General features: G+C 71.1%; 7 protein-coding genes. All 7 read right to left on the reverse strand.

The annotated features are described in order from the left end of the window. Positions 1-19: 19 nt before the first annotated feature. The 7 genes from OWM54_RS08080 to OWM54_RS08110 are packed head-to-tail and all read right to left on the reverse strand — an operon-like array spanning position 20 to position 17932. Positions 20-3862 (reverse strand): beta-ketoacyl synthase N-terminal-like domain-containing protein, encoded by a 3843-nt coding sequence (locus OWM54_RS08080; protein ID WP_267697114.1) that lies wholly within the window; start codon positions 3860-3862, stop codon positions 20-22. Next, positions 3859-7467 (reverse strand): beta-ketoacyl synthase N-terminal-like domain-containing protein, encoded by a 3609-nt coding sequence (locus OWM54_RS08085; protein ID WP_267697115.1) that lies wholly within the window; start codon positions 7465-7467, stop codon positions 3859-3861. The genes OWM54_RS08080 and OWM54_RS08085 overlap by 4 nt, the downstream gene beginning before the upstream one ends. Then, a complete protein-coding gene (locus tag OWM54_RS08090) occupies positions 7464-8318 on the reverse strand; it encodes a polyketide synthase dehydratase domain-containing protein (RefSeq protein WP_267697116.1) in 855 nt (284 codons plus the stop codon). Before OWM54_RS08090 ends, OWM54_RS08085 begins: the two co-directional genes overlap by 4 nt. After that, on the reverse strand, positions 8315-9187 hold the full coding sequence (locus tag OWM54_RS08095) for a 4'-phosphopantetheinyl transferase family protein (RefSeq protein ID WP_223748859.1): 873 nt from the start codon (positions 9185-9187) through the stop codon (positions 8315-8317). Before OWM54_RS08095 ends, OWM54_RS08090 begins: the two co-directional genes overlap by 4 nt. Continuing rightward, positions 9174-12020 (reverse strand): polyketide synthase, encoded by a 2847-nt coding sequence (locus OWM54_RS08100; protein WP_267697117.1) that lies wholly within the window; start codon positions 12018-12020, stop codon positions 9174-9176. The genes OWM54_RS08095 and OWM54_RS08100 overlap by 14 nt, the downstream gene beginning before the upstream one ends. Next, the gene (locus OWM54_RS08105) at positions 12010-14094 is read right to left on the reverse strand and encodes a C45 family autoproteolytic acyltransferase/hydolase (protein WP_267697118.1); all 2085 of its coding nucleotides are present in this window, start codon (positions 14092-14094) and stop codon (positions 12010-12012) included. Before OWM54_RS08105 ends, OWM54_RS08100 begins: the two co-directional genes overlap by 11 nt. Beyond that, complete coding sequence (locus OWM54_RS08110; protein ID WP_267697119.1) at positions 14084-17932, reverse strand: KR domain-containing protein; 3849 nt, start codon at positions 17930-17932, stop codon at positions 14084-14086. Before OWM54_RS08110 ends, OWM54_RS08105 begins: the two co-directional genes overlap by 11 nt. Positions 17933-17935 lie beyond the last annotated feature (3 nt).

Raw genomic sequence — 17935 nt, forward strand, 5'->3', positions numbered from 1 at the left:
TCATGACGGAGCCGAGGGGCTACACCCGTCCCGACATTCCTTTCTGGCGACCATCGAGGAAGGGCTTGAGCACCGGGCCCAGATGTCCCAGCACACTGAAGCGCAGCCCCTCGACCTCGACGTAGACCTGACGCGTCCGGGGGTGGAAGGCCACGACGCGAAGCCTGGCGATTCCATCCTGCATCCCCAGGTACGTGCTGAGGACGGCGACCTCCTCCCCCTGTGGGAGCGGAGCATGGAGCCGCAGGCTGTCGGCCCCCTCCGGGAGCACGAGCGACTCCAGCGAGTAGTACGCCGTCATCCCCGCCGCGTGGTTGATGGCATCGAGCGCGAGCGGTGACACCCGCAGGCGCGGTGTGCTCGTGAACGAGAAGAGGTCGCGCGTCCCCATCTCCTTCACCCACGCCGCTTGCTGCGTGGCCGACACGAACCGGAGCTGACGGCAGCCCTGCATGCGAGGCCCCAGGTAGGCCTCCTCGCCCTGGTTGTAGAATGGACCGAAGTCCTGACGTCCCTCCGCCGTGAAGAGCGCCGCCGTGCTGGCCTCCACCGTCACGTCGCCCCCGTCCCGCCGCGCGCCGAGCAGCACCGTCCCCGTGTAGAGCTTGCGTCGCAGGGGCGGCAGGTCCGCGCGCGGCCGCAGCTCCATGTCCACCTGCACCGTCACCGCCACGCGTCCGAACGCATCCGCGCCCCCTGCCCGCGCATCGACGAGCAGCCGCGTGCTCCGGCCCTCCCACACCTTCGCGGCCTGGTGGTAGCGGACCGACTCCAGTCCCCTCACCTGGAGCCCTGGCCTCAGCAACAAGGCCGCCTCGGCCATCAGCTCCATTCCGAAGGTGCCCGGCAGCACGGCGACGCCATTCACCTTGTGCTCGCGAAGGTACGGGTCCGTCTCCAGACGCAGCTCACGCAGCGCGGTCAGCGACGTCTGGGTGCGCTCCAGCACGGCGCCCACCATCGGGAAGGTCTCGGGGCTCAGCGCCTCGTCGTCCTGGCGCCCCCGGTACTCCTCCACCACGAGGTGGTAGTTCGTGCCGCCCATGCCGAAGGCGCTGACGCCCGCCCGACGCGGCCCTCCATCCGCGGGAGGAGCCCAGGCGCGAGGCTCGGTGATGACCTCGAACGGCACCGTGTCCCAGGCGATGTCCGGGTTGGGGCGCTCACAGTGGAGCTGCGGCGGCATCACCTTGTGCTCCAGGCTCTTCAAGACCTTGACCAGGTTGATGACCCCCGCGGCCGAGTGCAGATGGCCAATCATCGACTTCACCGAGCCGATGCCCACCGAGCCCGGCGCGCGCCCCTGCATCACCTGCGAGTAGGTGGAGATCTCCGTGAAGTCCCCCACCGGCGTCGCCGTGCCGTGGCACTCGATGTACTGGATGGACGCAGGGGAGACGTTGGCGCGCTCCAGCGCACGGCGGACCGCCAGCTCCTGGCCCACGGGGTTGGGCGCGAGCAGCGACTTGCCCTTGCCGTCGCTGGAGGAGCCGATGCCCTTGATGAGCCCGAGGATGGTGTCCCCATCCCGCTCCGCGTCCTTCAGTCGCTTGAGCACGACGACGCCCGCGCCCTCACCCGGGATGAAGCCGGACGCGTCCGCGTCGAAGGGACGGCTCCCGGTTCCACTCATGCCCCGGAAGGTGCAGTTGATGGCATACAGCTCCGGCGCCAGGTCCGCGAAGGAGCCGCCCGCGAGCACGACGTCGGCCAGCTCCAACTGGAGGTTCGCCACCCCCGCCTCGATGGCCGCCAGCGAGGACGCGCAGGTGCTCTCGTAGATGCCGGTGGCGCCCTTGAACCCATACACATGGGCGATGAGCGTGGCCTCCGAGCTGCCCGCGTATCCCGCGTGCGTATACGGCGTCATGGGCGCCATGTGCGCCTTGAAGTTCCCCTCCGCGCGACGGGCGAGCCCATCGACGGCGCCAGCGGCCAGCCCGCTCTCCTCGAGCACGCGGCGGAACAACCCATCCATCTCCGTGTAGGCGATGCGCAGCTCCACCTCGCGCTCGCGCAGGCGGCCCGGCATGTCCGCCATGAAGACGGCCGTCCTCTTCGGGGCCTTCTGGGGCGCCGTCGTCTTGCGGAGCGCCTCCGCCGCGGCCGTCAGCGCGAAGACGTGTGAGCGGTCCAGCTGGACGGCCAGCGTCGGCGGGATGAGGAACGCCTTCTCGTCGAAGGTGAAGTCCTCGACGAAGCCGCCGAGCGGACAATAGATCTTCCCTGTCACGCCCTCCGGTCCGAAGTACCGGTCGATGTCGAAGCGCTCCTTCGGAATCCGGATGATGGAGTCCTGCTTCGCCATCACGTTCTCGAAGAACGTGTCGCTGTCGCGCGCACCGGGCGCGAGGGCGCCGTACGCGACGACGGCGACGGGCTCCCGCTTCGGCGGAGGACCGAGGCTCGCGACGAGTTGGGCGTGGTACTCGGGCAGGTACTCCTCCAGTGTGAGGTGGTAGGCCTGTCCTCCCATCGCCAGGGAGTTGATTCCGGCGCGACGCGGGACTCCGCCGGCGGGCGCCTCCCACGGCGCGGGCCGCGAGCGCACCTGGAACGGCGCGCCCTCCACGCGCAGCTCGTCCCGGAGCTCGCGCACATGCGCCTGGGCCGGCAGCGTCTGGTGCTTGAGCGCCATCAGCGTGCGGACGATGCCGGGCAACGTGGAGGCCGACAGCAGGTAGCCCACCATGTTCTTCGTCGACCCCAGCGTGAGTCCACCCGGCGCATGGCCGTTGAACACCTTGCCCATGGCTGTCAGCTCGGAGGCCTCCAGGAACTCCACGCCGTTGGCGTGGCACTCCAGGTACTGCACGGACTCGGGCGCGTACCCCGCGAGTTCATAGGCGCGCTGGGCCGCGGTGACCTGCGCCTCCACGGGCGGGCTGATCAACGCGCCCCGGCGGCCGTCGTTCGCGCCGCTGATTCCGCGGATGACGCCGAGGATGGAGTCGCCCTGCTTGAGCGCATCATCCAGACGCCGCAGCACGAAGAAGCCCGTGCCCTCGCCCAGCAGCGTCCCGGAGGCGTTGGCGTCGAAGGGCCGGGGCTGCGCCTCGCGGGTGAGCAGGCGCATGCGCTCGAAGGTGACGAAGGGCGCGGGCGTCAGGTACGGGCTGGTGCCGCCCACCAGCGCGACGTCGTAGTCCCCCAGCGAGAGCCCGTTGACCGCGCTCTCCAACCCCAGGAGCACGGACGAGCACGCCGAGTTCACCACGAAGTGCGGGCCCTTCAAGTCGAACAGCGAGCAGGCGCGCCCCAGGGCCAGGCTCATGCCCGACACGGTGCCTCGGGTGAACTCGCGGTGGCTGACCTCGCGGAACGTCTTCTCCGAGGACTCCAGGATGCGACGGCGCGCCTCCTCGGGGAGCCCGGAGTCCTCGACGGCCTTCTGGATGGCCTCCATCAACTGCGGCAGGTGCCAGAGGAACGGATGGGTGATGCGCGAGTCGTAGCCCATCTCCGAACCACCCATGATGACGGCGGTCCGCTCCCGGGCGAACTCACGCTCCAGCAGGCGCGCATCCGCCAGCGCGCGACGGATGGCCTCCACGGTGTACAGCTCGCACCGGTGCAGCTCGTCGAGCATCTTCGGCCCGACCTTGTACTCACGCCAGGGCAGCTCCAGCTCGCCGAAGAAGGACGCCCTCCAGACCTCGCCCTTCTCCGTGTCGGACGCGTCCTGGCTGTAGAAGCTCTCCCACCGGAAGCGCGACTCGGGCACCTGCGCGAACCGGGGCGTCCCGGCGACGATGTATTGCCAGAGCTGCTCGGGCGTTTCGGTCCCCGCCACCATGCACGAGGCCCCGATGATGGCGATGGGCGTGGACTTCCGGTTGGCGGACTGCGGATGCGAAGTCATCTCACGGACTCGTTGAGCAAGCGGTGGACATCACTGAACGCCAGGAGGCGATGGAAGCGCGCGACTTCACCCGTCGAGGCCGGGTGCCCCAGTCGGACCACGTCCGGAAGCGCCTGGAGACATGCCCCGAGCGTCTCGCCAGTGCCGGCCTCGAGGAAGACCCGGACGCCGTCGTCGTGGAGGCGGCGCACGTGCGGGCCCAAGCGGGACGGCTGCGTGTCCAGCAGGGCGAGGTGCCGCGCGAGGAACGCCTCGGGCAGCGGTGCCTCGTAGTACCGACCATGGATGGCGGAGAGCACCGCGACCTCGGGAGCCCTCCACGTGAAGCGGGTCAGCTCCGAGCGGAGCTGCGGGAGGCCCTCGATGGCGTGGGCGGACGCGCCGAGGCTGGAGCGCAGACGCAGCGCGCTCAGCGCGTCCTTCGCGGAGAGCATCCCGCTCGCGACCAGCGCGCTGTACTCGCCCGTCCCCTCCCCCAGCAGGACATCGACACGCAGTCCGTACGAGCGCAGGAGGCGGTAGTACGCCACGCCCGCGAGCACCTCGGCCACGTCGGCGACGAAGGCGTCTTCGGCCCGCGAGGCCGCGTGGAGAGGCTGCCCCGTCAGCGACTCGAAGGCGGAGCCGACCTCCGTGAGCGTCTGCTTCACGGAAGCAAACCGCGCGGACAGCTCGCGCAGCATCGCCGCACTGCGTGCGCCTCGATGAGGAAACACCCACGCGACCCGACGCGCGAGCAGCCCGTCGCGCGGACGCGGCATCGACTCACGCGGGGAGAACTCCTCCACCACGGCGTGGTAGCTGGTGCCTCCCAGGCCCAGCGAGGTGACCCCGGCGCGACGCGGCCCCTCGCCCGAGGCCGCCCAGGGCTCGATGTCCGTCGGCACCCGGAAGGGCAGCTCCCGCCAGGGGATGGCCGGGTTGGGCGTCGCGAAGCCCACGTTGGGTGGGACCTGTCCATGGTGCAGCGCGAGCGCGACCTTGAGCAGCGACACCGCGCCGGCCCCCGAGTTCAGGTGGCCCAGGTTCGACTTGATGGAGCCCAGCAGCACCGGCCCCCCGACGCGTCCCTGTCCGTAGACGGCGCGGTACGTCTCCACCTCGACGGGGTCTCCCACGGGTGTCCCCGTGCCGTGGCCCTCCAGGTACTGGAGCTCGTCCGGCGAGACGCCCGCCTTCTCCACGGCCCGGCGCACGGCCTGGACCTGTCCCTCCGAGGACGGCGCCCAGATGGAGGCGCTCTTCGGGTCCGTCGCTCCCGCCACCGCGCGAATCACGGCATAGACGCGGTCCCCCGCGGCCTCCGCGTCGGAGAGCCGCTTCAGCGCGAGCATCGCGGCGCCCTCGCTCGTCACGTAGCCATCCGCGCGCGCATCGAAGGGGAACGAGCCGCTCTGGGACAGTCCTCCGAATGAGCACCACTGGACCAGCCCATCCACCCCGAGCGACGCATACATGCCGCCCGCGAGCACCAGGTCACACTCCCCCGTGCTCAGCCACTGAGCGCCCAGCTCCACCGCCGCGAGGCTGGAGGCACACGCGGACTCCACCATCATCGCCGGGCCCTGGAAGTCCAGGTGGTGCGCGACGCGTCCCACCGCGAGGCTGCCCAGGTAACCGGGCAGCGTCTGGTCGGTGATGGGGGGCAGGTCCTTCTTGTAGTCCCGCTCCACCTCGCCCCGGATGAGCGCAGCCGTCGCGTCGTCGACGCCACGCTGGCGCAGGTGCTCGGCCAGGCGTCCGTCGAACTCGGCGTGGTACACGCGCGCCTGCGTCTGGAACTCGCGCTCCAGGGGAGGCATGTAGCCCATCGCGAGCCCCACGCGCTTCGCGTCGACCGTCCCCGAGTCCTGGAGCGCCTGCAGTGCGGCCCGCATCGTCCAGCTCTGCCCCCGGTCGATTTGCGCCGCGACCTCGTCGGGGATGCGGACCTGTTCCTGGGGCCAGCTCCCGTCGACGATGGTGCCCACGAGGTTCGTGTAGGGCCGGGCCTTGCTTTTGCGCGTGGGGTCCAGGTAGCGCGCGGTCTCCGCCCGCTCCGGCGGCATGGCGCCAATCGCGCAGTGCTTCGCCAGCAGGTTGCTCCACAGCTGCTCCACGTTCGCGGCGCCAGGGAACACACCGCCCAGGCCCACGATGGCCACCGGCTCGGAGGGCCGAGGAGGCGGCAGCGTGCGCGCCAGTCTCGAGTGGGTCTCGGAGGAGAACTCCTCGAGCGTCAGGTGGAAGCTCAGCCCGCCGAAGCCGAACGCGCTGACGGAGGCCCGCCGCAGTCCACCCGCCACCGCCGGCCAGGGCGTGCCTTGCTTCGCGAAGTAGAAGGGCGTGCCTTCCAGCGAGATTCCTTCCGCGCCCGCCTCGAAGGAGCGCTGCGCAGGCAGCACCTGACGGCTCAGCGCCAGCGTGGCCTTGAGCAGCCCCGCCGCACCCGAAGCGGCTTGGAGGTGGCCCGTCAGCTCCTTGACCCCTCCCAGCATGACGGGAGCGGCACCCGCTTCCTCTCTCCAGAGCGTGCGCAGGCTCTGGAACTCCGTCGCGTCCTCGCTGGGAATCCCCGCCGCATGGCACTCGACGTACTGCACGTCACGGGGCCCGTAACCCGCCTGGGCGTAGGCCCGGCGCATCGCGAGCACCTGCCCCTTCGACTCCGGCACCACCAACGATGGGCCCTGTCCCTCCGAGGCCGCGCCGATGCCGCGGATGACCGCGTGGACCTTCGCCTCCGCGGACACCGCGTCGTCCAGGCGACGCAGGACGAACACCCCGACGCCCTCGCCCAGCAGCGTGCCGCTCGAACGACGGTCGAACGGCGCCAACACGGTCGTGCCCAGGCCGCCCAGCTTGCTGAACGCGACCAGGTCATGCGGCGTCAGCAGCTGGCTGCATCCCGCCACCACCACCGCGTCACAGTCACCGGCGTTGAGCTGCAGACTGGCGCTCTGGAGCGCCGCGAGCGAGGAGGCATACCCAGCGTCCACGGCGAAGTGCGGGCCACGCAGGTCGAAGAGCTTGGCGGCCCTCCCTGCCCAGATGCTGCTGAAGGACGCGGTCGCCTCCGTCTCACTGGTGCCGCCCAGCTCCGCGTCGAGCTGCCGGGTGAGCACCTCCGCGAGCTCGGAGGCGAGCCCTGGGTGACGCGCGCTCAACGTCGTCGACGCAGCCAGCGAGCGCAGCATGTCCACCAGCCGGGCCTGCACCCGCGAGCCCGGGCGAAGGCCACCGCCCAGAGAACCCAACACCAGGCCGATGCGCTCCGGAGCCACCGCGCCGAGCCCATCGCGCGCATCGTCGAGCGCCTGCGCCGTGGCCTCGATGAACGCCAGCTGCATCCGGTGCATGTCCCGGAGCACCTTGGGCGGAATCCGGTACTTCTTCGCGTCCAGCCGGGGCTCCTCCACGAGCGCGCCGTGGAGGCTGTGCGTGCGGTCCGGGGCCGAGCGCTCGGCCGCGAAGTACCACTCCGACGGGAACTCCCGAGCGTCCAGCGGGCCCAGCGCCGAGGCCCCCGTCATCACCTGCGTCCAGAAGGACTCGACGTCGTTCGCGCGCGGGAGGACACAGCCGACTCCCACGATGGCGACAGGTCTGAAGCGAGGGGTGCTCATGGCACCTCCCGCACGGAGAACCCGCGGAAGAGCGCGACCCGTCGTCCCTGCTCGTCCCACGCGACGACGTGGAAGGTCTGCAGGTCATCGTGGGCCGAGGTCCTCCGCGCGAACACCTGGACCTCTCCGCGCGGAATCGCGTGCAGCTCGCCGGACGCGAGTTCCAACGGGAGCACCGTCCGCTCGCGGCACAGCACTCCCAGCGAGAACGCGACGTGCAGGATGGCGTTGAGCAGGGCCGCGGGCCAACCCGGCGCCCTCGGGCCCTCCTGCCAGCCGGACTTGGAGTGGCCCGGCGGCGCGACCACGGCGAGGAGCTGGTCTTGCGCGGGACGCCGATACCGCAGGCCCGCCAGGAACGTGGGCCCGTGCTGAATCTCACGAGGCAGCCGGTACAGCGCCTCGTAGCTCTCCGCACCCGTGAAGTCCAAAGGCCGGAAGCGCGCGGGCGATTCGACGCGCTCCCCCATCCGCACCTCACCCGAGGCATGCGTCCTGTGGATGCGCGGGAAGCCCTCGCGAGGCGGCGCCATGCTGGAGGAGATGCCCACCGTGACGCGGTTCGCCTCCGCGGCCTCCGCCGTGACGGAGAACTGCAGCGCCCTTGTGTCCTTGAAGCGCGCGGCCTGCACGAAGCGCACGTCGCGCACGCCGAGCACCTGCCGCTCCGGTTGCATCCGGTGCGCCGCCTGCGTCATCAGCCCCACCAGATACGCGGCGGGGAACACCGGTGCGCCCTCGACGACATGGTCCAGGAGATAGGGGTCCGTGCGGATGTCGACCCCGCGCTCGAAGCGCCAGCTCCCGTCGGTGGCGCTCACCTCCCCCAGCGTCGGCCCCTGCGCGCTCATGTCGAGGCCGCTCCCGGGGCCAGCCGCCACCCCTGCCCCACCCGACGCCAGTCCTCGCGCGTGTCGTGGAGGACCGCCAGCGCATAGCCCTGCCCCGCCACGAGCACTCCGGAGACGGCCTGCTCCCGCCGCCCTGGGACGTCCAGATGGATGGAGCGGACGAGCGCATCCGCCCCGCCCGTCAGCGGCGCGAGCCGGAGCTCCTCCACCTCGGCCTCCCTCCAGCCGGAGAACGTCACCTGCTGCAGCGCCGCCCTCAGCCCTTGTCCCGTGCACTTCACCAGCGCCTCCTTGAGGCACCAGCCCAGGTTCCACAGCTCATCCGGCGACCGTTGCCAGAGCCGGGCCCGCGCCTCGAGCCACACGCGCTCATCCCGGATGAACACCTCGTCCTGGAACGCCGCGCCCCGAGGCACGACGCGCTCCAGGTCCAACCCCACGCGGCCATGGCTCGTCACCACCGCCATCGCGAGCTCGCGCGAGTGGGTGATGGACACGTCACACGCGGGCACGCCAGGGGGCAGCTGCGCCACGGGGCGCCCCTGCTCCGGCCCGGCCAGCATCTGCGTGAGGCCCACGTCCTGGGGTGACACGCCGTGTCCCTGCGCGTCCAGATGCGCGCACAGCGCCAGCTTCGCGGCGATGCGGCCCGCCAGGTGCGCCACGCGCCGCGCGAGCACCACATGCATCCCGCTCACCGCCAGCTCCGCCGGAGTGAGGACGCGGGAGATGAGCCCATCGGGCCGCGCGGGCCAGGCACGGCGCACGTGCGCCAGCGGCACCACCATCAACGTGACGCGCTGCCCACCCGGCAGCACCACGGCGACAGGGCCACTCGCGGGCTCCCAGTCGAGGTCAGGGAGTGTCACGGTACTCCTCGAGGATGAGGTGGTAGTTCGTGCCACCGAACCCGTACGCATTGACGGCCGCGCGTCGGGGCGCGTCGCCCACCTGCCAGGGGCTGGCGTCGCGAGCGAAGGACAAGGGCCCCTCGCACGAGGCCAGCCGCGCGTTCAGCTCGGCCCCCGTGAGGAGCGGAGGGAACACGCCTCGCTGGAGCGCGAGCACCGCGCGGAGGACACCTGCTCCAGCAGACGCGATGTAGGAATGTCCGATGTGCGGCTTGATGGCGCCAATCCGCACCGGCCGGGCCTCGCGGCCGTAGACCTCCACCAGCGCGCCCGCCTCGGGCAGGTCTCCCTCCAGCATCCCCGTCGCATGCGCCTCGACGTACTGGATGCTCTCCGCGCCGACGCCGCTGTCCCGCAGGGCCCGACGCATCGCCAGCGCCTGGCCGCGAGCCTGGCTCGCGAAGATGGACTTGCCGCGACCGTCGGTCGAACCACCGACGCCGCGAATCAAGGCGTGGATGCGGCCGCCGTCCCGCTTCGCATCCGAGAGCCGCTTCAGCACGAAGATGCCGCAGCCCTCGCCGTGCACGAACCCGTCCGCCTCTTGCGAGAACGGCCGCATCCGCCCCTTCGGGGAGATGGCGCCGACGAAGCACATGTTCACGCAGTAGGGCGCGGTGATCTGCGACCACACGCCGCCCACCACGGCCACGTCCCACCGGCCATCGCGCAGCCCCTGGATGGCCAGGCTCAGCGCGGTGAGCGTCGACGCACAGGCGGACTCCACCGTGAACGCGGGGCCTCGGACATCCAGGGCCCGGGCCACGCGGGTGGCCGGCGCGCTGTTGAGGATGCCCGGCAGCGAATCGGAGGAGATGGGCGGCTGCTGTCCCTGGAAGGCCTCGCGCGCCTGCGTGATGAAGCGCTCCACGCGGTCCGTGGGCAATCCCGAGCGCGACAGCACCTGTCGGTAGACGCCCGCGAGCTCCGGGAACGCCAGCCGCGTCTCCACGGCGATCTCCTGCAGGTTGCCCGGCGTGGTGGCCACGATGACGGCCGTGCGCTCCGAGGGCAACGCACGACCCGCGTCGGCGACAGCGGCCTTCGCGACCTCCAGCGTCCAGCGCTGCGCCGGGTCCATGCGCGCCACCGCGTTCGGAGGAATGCCGAACTCCGTGAAGCGGAACGACGCCTCCGCCACCAGCGCGGCCTTGGGCGAGTACACGCGGAAGAACGTCTCCCGACTCGTCCCACCCCAGGCCCGCGAGGCGTCGTGGTAGAGCGACACCGGCCAGCGCGACTCGGGGATGTCGCCCACCGCGCAGTGCCCCTTCAGCGCGTTCTCCCAGAGGACCTCGGGGCTCGGCGCGTCGGGGTATTTGCACGCGAATCCCACCATCGCGATGGGCTCCGCCGGAGGACGCGGCGCGCGGCCACGGACCTGGGGCGCCTGTGCGTCATATGCCTCCACCACCGCGTGCCACGCGACACCTCCGAAGCCCGCCGCATGGACGGCCGCCCGGCGTGGACCTCGCGTCAGCGCGGCCTGCTCCGTGAGGACCCGCGGCGACGTGCCACCTGGCGCGACGTCCGGATGGAGCGTCCGGAAGGAGCGCTGCGGAACGAGGGTCCGCTCACGCAAGCTCAACAGGACCTTGAGCATCGCGGCGAGGCTCGACGCCGTCTGCAGGTCCCCCACCGACTCGGAGATGGCGCCGATCGATACACCGTTGGAGCCCCTGTATGCGTCCGACAGGCCCTCGACGAGGTGGGCATCCCACGAGGGGACACCCGTGGCGCCCGTCTCCACGAAGCAGACCGAGTCGGCCGCCACCGCCGCGCGTCGGAGCGCCTCTTCGGCCGCCCTGCGATGCGCCTGCGCGTCCGTGGCCGTCATCGAAGGGCCCGCGCCCCGGTTCACTCCGCCCACGCCTCGGAGCACGCCCTGGATGGGGTCACCATCCCTGCGCGCGGCCTCCAGCGGCTTGAGCAGGAACATCACCGCGCCTTCGCCCAGCGCGGTGCCATCCGCCCGAGCGTCCAGCGGGAACACGCCGCGCTTCGACAGCCGGCGCAGCTTGTCGTGCAGCACATACTCCATGGGCGACAGTGCGGGGCTGGCCGCGCCCACCAGCGCCATGTCCCACTCCCCGCTCATCAGCCCCTGCACCGCCGTCTCCAGCGCGGCGAGCCCCGAAGCGGCGTGTGCGTCCACACAGAAGTGCGGCCCGTGCAAGTCGAAGAGGCTGCACACGCGCCCCAGCACCGGGCTCATGAAGCCCCAGAAGGCCCAGTCGTCCGAGCCGTCGATGTGCTGCCGGACGAGCTCCTCCTGGACCTGCCGAGCGACGAGTCCGGCCTGCTCCGGGGAGAGCTCCTTCCAGGCCTCCGTCTGGCTCGCGGCGCGCAGCAACTCGGGCAGCCGCCACTTGGTGTTGAAGCCCAGGTTGCTCTTGCGCCCCATGCCGCTGGAGCCGGCAATCACCGCGACCCGGTCCCGCGCGAACTCGCGCTCCGGGGTGTAGCCCGCGCTCGTCATCGCCTGGACGGCGGACTCCAGCACCATCATCTCGATGGTGTGCAGCAGGCGCGTCTCGATGGGCGGGACCTTGAACTTCTTCCAGTCGAACTTCAGCCCCTCGACGGGCGCGCCGAGGAAGGACGTCGTCCGGTCGACCGCGTTCGGGTCGTCGCTGCCATACGCGCTCCAGTCCCAGCGCGCGCCGGTGAGCGGCCGCACCGCCACGTGTCCCGCCAGGAGGTTCTGCCAGAACGTGGGCACGTCATGGGCGTCCGGGAGGACACACCCCATGCCGATGATGGCGATGGGCTCCTGCGCTTCAGCTGGCATGCGCGCGCACCTTCGGCTCGGAGGAATGCAGCCCACCGGAAGGGTCCAGGGACGTGCGCAGGTACACCTTCTGCTCGGGGGTGTACGCGTCCACGCTGATGGAGCAGTAGTCGTGCGCCTCCAGGCAGATGCGTCCCGCCTCGTCCCAGACGGTAAAGTCGTAGAACAGCAGCTCGCCCACCTCGCGGTTCAGCCGCGCGCGAACGCCGAGCCGCTCACCCGCCCCAGGCGTGCGCCCCAGCACCAGCCGGTGCACGCCCTTGGGGACCGGAGCCCGGAGGTTGTGGAGGATGCCCAGCGTCCCCGCGAGCTGGAAGCAACCGTCCAGGACGAAGGGGTCCAGCCAGAAGCGGGCCCTCGGCACGGAGGCGAAGTAGCCCGTCGGCTCGGGGACCCGCAGGCTCGCGACGGCGTCGCGCGGCCCGGGGTAGCTGATCCAATCCACGATGCGGAACGGCGCCCCGACGTGGAAGTAGGCGTCCTTCACGTAGGAGCGGCTGAAGGGCAGCTCCCCTTCCGCGCCGCGCGCCTTGGCGAAGCCGGGAGGAATCACCCGCGGGTGGCGAGCCCCCAGTCGCACCTGGGCGCGGTAGTGCAGCACGTCCGAGCGCAACACCGCGCCTCGGGGATTGAGCAGGTCCGCGTACGCACAGACCTCCCACACCTCGTCGCGGCGCACGGCCCGGACACAGGCCTCGGTCGGACGCTCGGGCCGGACGCGGATGAACTTCTCCAGCGACACGTCGCGCACTTCGCACACGTCGCCCTCACCCGCGACCGCGGCCACCTCCGCGAGCCACTCGATGGCCGCGGCGCCGGGCAACACGGGGATTCCGTTGACCCGATGCTCCTCCAGGTACACGTCCTCCTGGAGCGCGAACGTCCGAGCCCAGCAGCCCTGCTCCCGCGCGCTCCCGAGCATCGGGAAGCCGCCCTGCTCCCGAGCCTCGGGCGCGGCGCCCTGGAACAAGGGCCCCAGTTGCAAGCGTCGCCGCGTGGCCAGCGCGGCCGGGATGGCCCCCGCCGCGAAGTCCAGCGTCAGCGACTCCGGCTCGTACGCCATGCTCAGCGCGTTGTCCGCCCGGCAGATGGACTTCATCGACGGGGTGGCGCCCTCGCTGTCGCGCAGGAAGTCGACGGCGGTGTCGAGCGTGAGGTCTCCGCGCCGCTCACGGACCAGGTGCTCCAGGCGCCGATAGCGATGGAGCGAGTCCTCCTGCATGTCCTGGAGCATCTCCAGCGCCACGGCCTCGTGGCCCCGAGCCGCCTTGTGCGCGACGCGCAGGTGGTTGGTGGAGACGACGAAGTCCTGCTCCGGCGGCGCCGTGTACTGGCCGGAGTGCGCCCCCACCTGTTCCCAGACCATCGCCTGTCCCGAGCGATGGGTGAGCATCAGGTTCCAGCTCCCACCGCGCGCAGTCGCCTCCAGCACGGCGCGGGCCTCGTCGAGCGTTCGCGCGCGCGACAGCACCTCCCGGTTCTGGAACGTGAGCGGATAGAACACGCGCGGGTCCAGCGGCGCGACGGGGACGTTGACGCCCAGGCTCAAGCCCGCCGCGTTCATCCCCGAGCACACGCCCAGCGCCGCGGGCCAGAACGTGACGGACACGTACGGGATGCGCCCCTCCAGCCGGTACACGACACACGTGGGGCGCAGGAACTTCGCCAGCGACGGGTACGGCACATCCAGGTTGTGCCCGTGGAGGACCTTCCCGCCCGTCGTCGCGCGCCCGAAGGCCGCGAACTGCGAGCAGCCGATGGGCGCGCCCGAGAGGATGTCGAGCACGAGCGTGTGGTAGAGGATGGTCTCCCTCGGGAAGCCGCTCGCGTCCGAGACGCCTCGGACCTCCTCGTGGATGTCCTCGGGCAACAGCGCCGCGAGCGCCGCCATGCGCTCCCGCATGGCCTGCTCCGTCACGCCAAGCTTCTCCAGCATGGGACGGATGGACTCGCCCTCGATGGAGACGGCGTGGGCGATCTCCTCCCGCATGAGGGCGCCGTACTGCCGGCCGACCTCATGGGGCCGGCCCGACAGCACCACCAACGGGAGGGATGCGGACGAATCAGATGGCATAGCGGGTTCCGCCAGCCTCCTTGCCGACGACGCGGAGCGCCTCCTTGTCGTGGCGGGGCAGGTTCAGCGTCTCGAAGGTGCGCTCGTCCGCGATGACGACCTCGCCCGCCGAGCCGCCGTACAGCAGCTCCCCGACGAACCAGTACGCGCCCTCGTCGACGTGGATGACGCAGATGCCCATGGCGCGCAGGCGCTCCAGGTAGTCCGCGTTGTTCTCCACGATTCCGGCGCCCACCCACACCGGCCAGTCGACCGTCACGCTCCGCACGCCGGGCCGCAGCGTGGAGTAGACGAGCCCCGCCTTGGCGACGAGGTAGTTGGCCAGCGAGTAGTCCGTCTGCCCCTTGTTGCCGTAGCGACCGCTGCCCGAGCCGAAGTTGATGAAGAACTGGAGGTCGTCGTTCCAGGTCTCCTGCGCGAGCACCTGCCACAGGTGCGCCTTCGACGCGAGCGTCCGGACGAACGCGTCCGAGGACTTCATCGGCAGGCTCTTGGACTCCTCGATGGTGGCGCCGTGGACGATACCGTCGATGCGGCCATGCTCGCGGCGCACGTCGGCCAGCAGGGCCCGCACCGCGCCCACGTCGGTCATGTCGCAGACCTTGTACTCGAGCGAGATGCCCTGGCTCCGGCAGTCCTCGAGGTTGCGGTGCAGCTCACGCCGGTTGGCGATGTCGGAGTCGAAGACGCGCCGCGCCTGCACCGGCGTCTTCCCCGGGTGCTCCGCGAGGTAGCGCTTGATGAAGGACATCCGATAGGCGGGCAGCTCCGCCTCGGGCACCTTCAGCCACTCCTCGTTGCCGCTCGGCGGCACGGTGCGGCCCGTGATGATGACGCGGGCGCCAGTGGACTTCGCGAGCAGCTTCGCGCACGGGTAGACGACGCCGCGGCCTCCACCCGAGACGACCACCACCGAGCCGGGCCGGAGCGACACCGGCGCGGACGCCTTCGGGAAGGACGTCTCGATGTCACGGAAGACGTAGCGACGGCCGCCGGTGTAGCCGACCTCGACATCGAGGTCCGCGCTGACCAGCTCGTTCCAGACCTGCCGCGCCCACTGCGACGCGTCCTGGCCATCCAGGTCCACGACCTTGCAGCGCGAGCCGGGCAGCTCCCGCCGCAGGCACTTGACGAAGCCGCCCGCCGCGCCGGCCAGCGGGATGCGGCCCTGCGCATTGGCGTGACCGAAGAGGCCTCCGCCCGCCGTGGCCACCAGGTACCAGCCGCCCCCGGGCAGCGCGCCGATGCGGTCGTAGACGGCGAGCGCGCTCTGGTACAGCCCCAGGGAGAAGGTGTTGACGGTGGACGCCCAGGCCGAGGCCTCCTGCTCGTCCAGCTTCGCGGTGGGCGCCGTGGTGTGCAGGAGGATGAGGCCATCCAGCGGCTGCTTCTCCTGGAGCTCCTTCAGCGCGCGGCCGGCGCTCTCGGGGTGACGCCAGTCCAGGGACACGCCCTGCTCCGGCGCGGGGCCGGAGGACAGGATGACGACCCGCGCGCCCGCGGCTTCCAGCATCTGCGCCAGGGCCTTGTAGGCGCCATGCGCGTCCGTGGAGATGCCGAGCGTCTTGCCCTTCAGGTGCGCGACGCTCGGGGCATCGACCTGCGGGGCCAGCTCCACGGGGTGGACCTCGTAGCGCTTGCCCGCGAGCTGGGCCGGCGGCGACACCGACTGCGACGCGGACTTCAAGCGCCCCTCGAGGTGCTCGGCCAGTCGCCGCAGCGACGCGGTGTCTCCGCTCGCCTCGCAGCGGGCGATGAAGCGACGGACGTCATCCAGACCGAGCGTGCCCTGCTTCGCGGCGGGAGCCGCCTCCGCTAACGCGGGCGCCACCACGGCGTTGGCGACCAGGTACTCCGACATCTTCCGCACGGTGTTGTAGTTGCGGACCCGGAACTTCTCGTTGCGCGCCACGCCGAACTTCTCGCGGGCCATGGCGAACGCTTCAATCTGCGTGACGGTGTCCACGCCCAGGTCGACCTCCAGGTCGAGGTCGGGCTGGATGAGCTCGATGTTGTAGCCCGTCTTTCCCTGGAGCACGGAGACCAGGAAGGACTGCACCTCCTGCACCGTGGGGCCCGGGGTGGGAGCGGCGGTCGCCACGGGAGCCTGGGGCGCGGGGGCCGCCGCGGCGGGCGCCCTGCTCGTCAGGTACTCCACCATCTTCCGCAGCGTGTTGTGGTCCCGCAGCCGGAAGTTCTCGTCCTTCTCCACGTTCAGGTACACCCTCGCCATCGCGAAGGCCTCCACCTGCTTCACCGTGTCGATGCCCAGGTCCGCCTCGAGGTCCAGCTCCGCCTCCAGCATCTCCGCCGGGTATCCCGTCCGCTCCACCAACGCACCCACCAGCAGCTTCATCACCGCGTCGCCATCCACGGTGCTCGCCTTCGGCGCCGGAGACGCCACCGGCTGGGACACGGCGGAAGCGGACGCAGCGACCACGGGCGCTCGCGCAGCCTCGGTCACGAAGGCGGAGGGCTTCACGTCCTCGGTCGACGACCTCGCAGCCCGCACCGGCGGCGATGAGCCGACGGCTTCCCCCCACGCGGCGCGCGGCGCCCCGGAGACGGACGCAGCGGGCGACCGCGAGGCGTCGGGCGAAGCCTTCGCGGCTTCTCCCACCGGCGCGGAGGCCGCCCCCGTGGAGGCAGCGGACACCCGCGAGGTGTCGGACGAAGCCTTGAGGGCCCCGCCCTCCAGCGCGGATGCCGTCACGGTGGAGGCAACGGAGGACCGCGAGGAATCAGGCGAAGCCTTCGCGGCTTCTCCCACCGGCGCGGGTGGCACCACGACGGAAGCACTCGTCGCGACAGGCGTGGTCTTCGCAGGCACAGGCCCCGCGACCGCGGCGGCCCTGCCCGCCAGGTACTCCGCCATCTTCTGCAGCGTGTTGTAGTGACGCACGCGGAACTTGTCGTCCCGCTCCACCCCGTAGGTCATGCGCGCGTGGGCGAAGACCTCGACCTGGGTGATGGTGTCGATGCCCAGGTCCACCTCCAGGTCCAGCTGCGGCTGGAGGATGTCCAGGCTGTAGCCCGTCTTCGCCGCCATCGCGTCCCGCAGCAGCAGAAGGATGGCGTCGGCGCTCGGCGCGCTCGACACCGGAGCCACGGTCGCCACGGGAGCCTGGGGCGCGGGGGCCGCCGCGGCGGGCGCCCTGCTCGTCAGGTACTCCACCATCTTCCGCAGCGTGTTGTGGTCCCGCAGCCGGAAGTTCTCGTCCTTCTCCACGTTCAGGTACACCCTCGCCATCGCGAAGGCCTCCACCTGCTTCACCGTGTCGATGCCCAGGTCCGCCTCGAGGTCCAGCTCCGCCTCGAGCATCTCCGCCGGGTACCCCGTCCTCTCCACCAACGCACCCACCAGCAGCTTCATCACCGCCTCGCCATCCACTCCGCCCGCCTGCTTCACGGGCTCGGCGGCGGCGATGGCGAGCGCGGGACGCGCGGACGCGGCATCGAGCCGGGCGAGCGCCCCTCGCGTCTCCACGAGGACCGTCTCCAGGACGGGCCGGTCGCTTCGAGCCGCGCAGTCATCGACGAAGGCCAGCACCTGCTCCAACGAGACTTCCACGTCCCTCTCCACGGTCGTTCCTTTGTCCAGGTGCTTCGAGAGTCCCTTGGCGAGCAGCGCCACCGTCGCGCCGTCCACGCGCGCGCCGACCGGGACCTGCAACTTGCGCTCGACGGAGGACACCGCGTCCTGGACCTCCGAGGGCGTCAGCCCGAGGTCCTCCACGAGTCCGACATGGGGCGCGAAGAGCTCCGGCACATACCCGGTCCTCTCCACCAACGCGGCCACGAGCTGCTGTTGAACTGCTTCCTGATGGGAGACGTTCATCTC

Source organism: Myxococcus sp. MISCRS1 (genome assembly GCF_026626605.1).
Lineage (GTDB): Bacteria > Myxococcota > Myxococcia > Myxococcales > Myxococcaceae > Myxococcus > Myxococcus fulvus.

What these genes read in the sequence shown, in the direction of transcription:
- OWM54_RS08080 (WP_267697114.1), bottom strand. Translation starts at nt 3,862, where the DNA reads ATGACTTCGCATCCGCAGTCCGCCAACCGGAAGTCCACGCCCATCGCC.
- OWM54_RS08100 (WP_267697117.1), bottom strand. Translation starts at nt 12,020, where the DNA reads ATGCCAGCTGAAGCGCAGGAGCCCATCGCCATCATCGGCATGGGGTGT.
- OWM54_RS08110 (WP_267697119.1), bottom strand. Translation starts at nt 17,932, where the DNA reads ATGAACGTCTCCCATCAGGAAGCAGTTCAACAGCAGCTCGTGGCCGCG.
- OWM54_RS08085 (WP_267697115.1), bottom strand. Translation starts at nt 7,467, where the DNA reads ATGAGCACCCCTCGCTTCAGACCTGTCGCCATCGTGGGAGTCGGCTGT.
- OWM54_RS08105 (WP_267697118.1), bottom strand. Translation starts at nt 14,094, where the DNA reads ATGCCATCTGATTCGTCCGCATCCCTCCCGTTGGTGGTGCTGTCGGGC.
- OWM54_RS08090 (WP_267697116.1), bottom strand. Translation starts at nt 8,318, where the DNA reads ATGAGCGCGCAGGGGCCGACGCTGGGGGAGGTGAGCGCCACCGACGGG.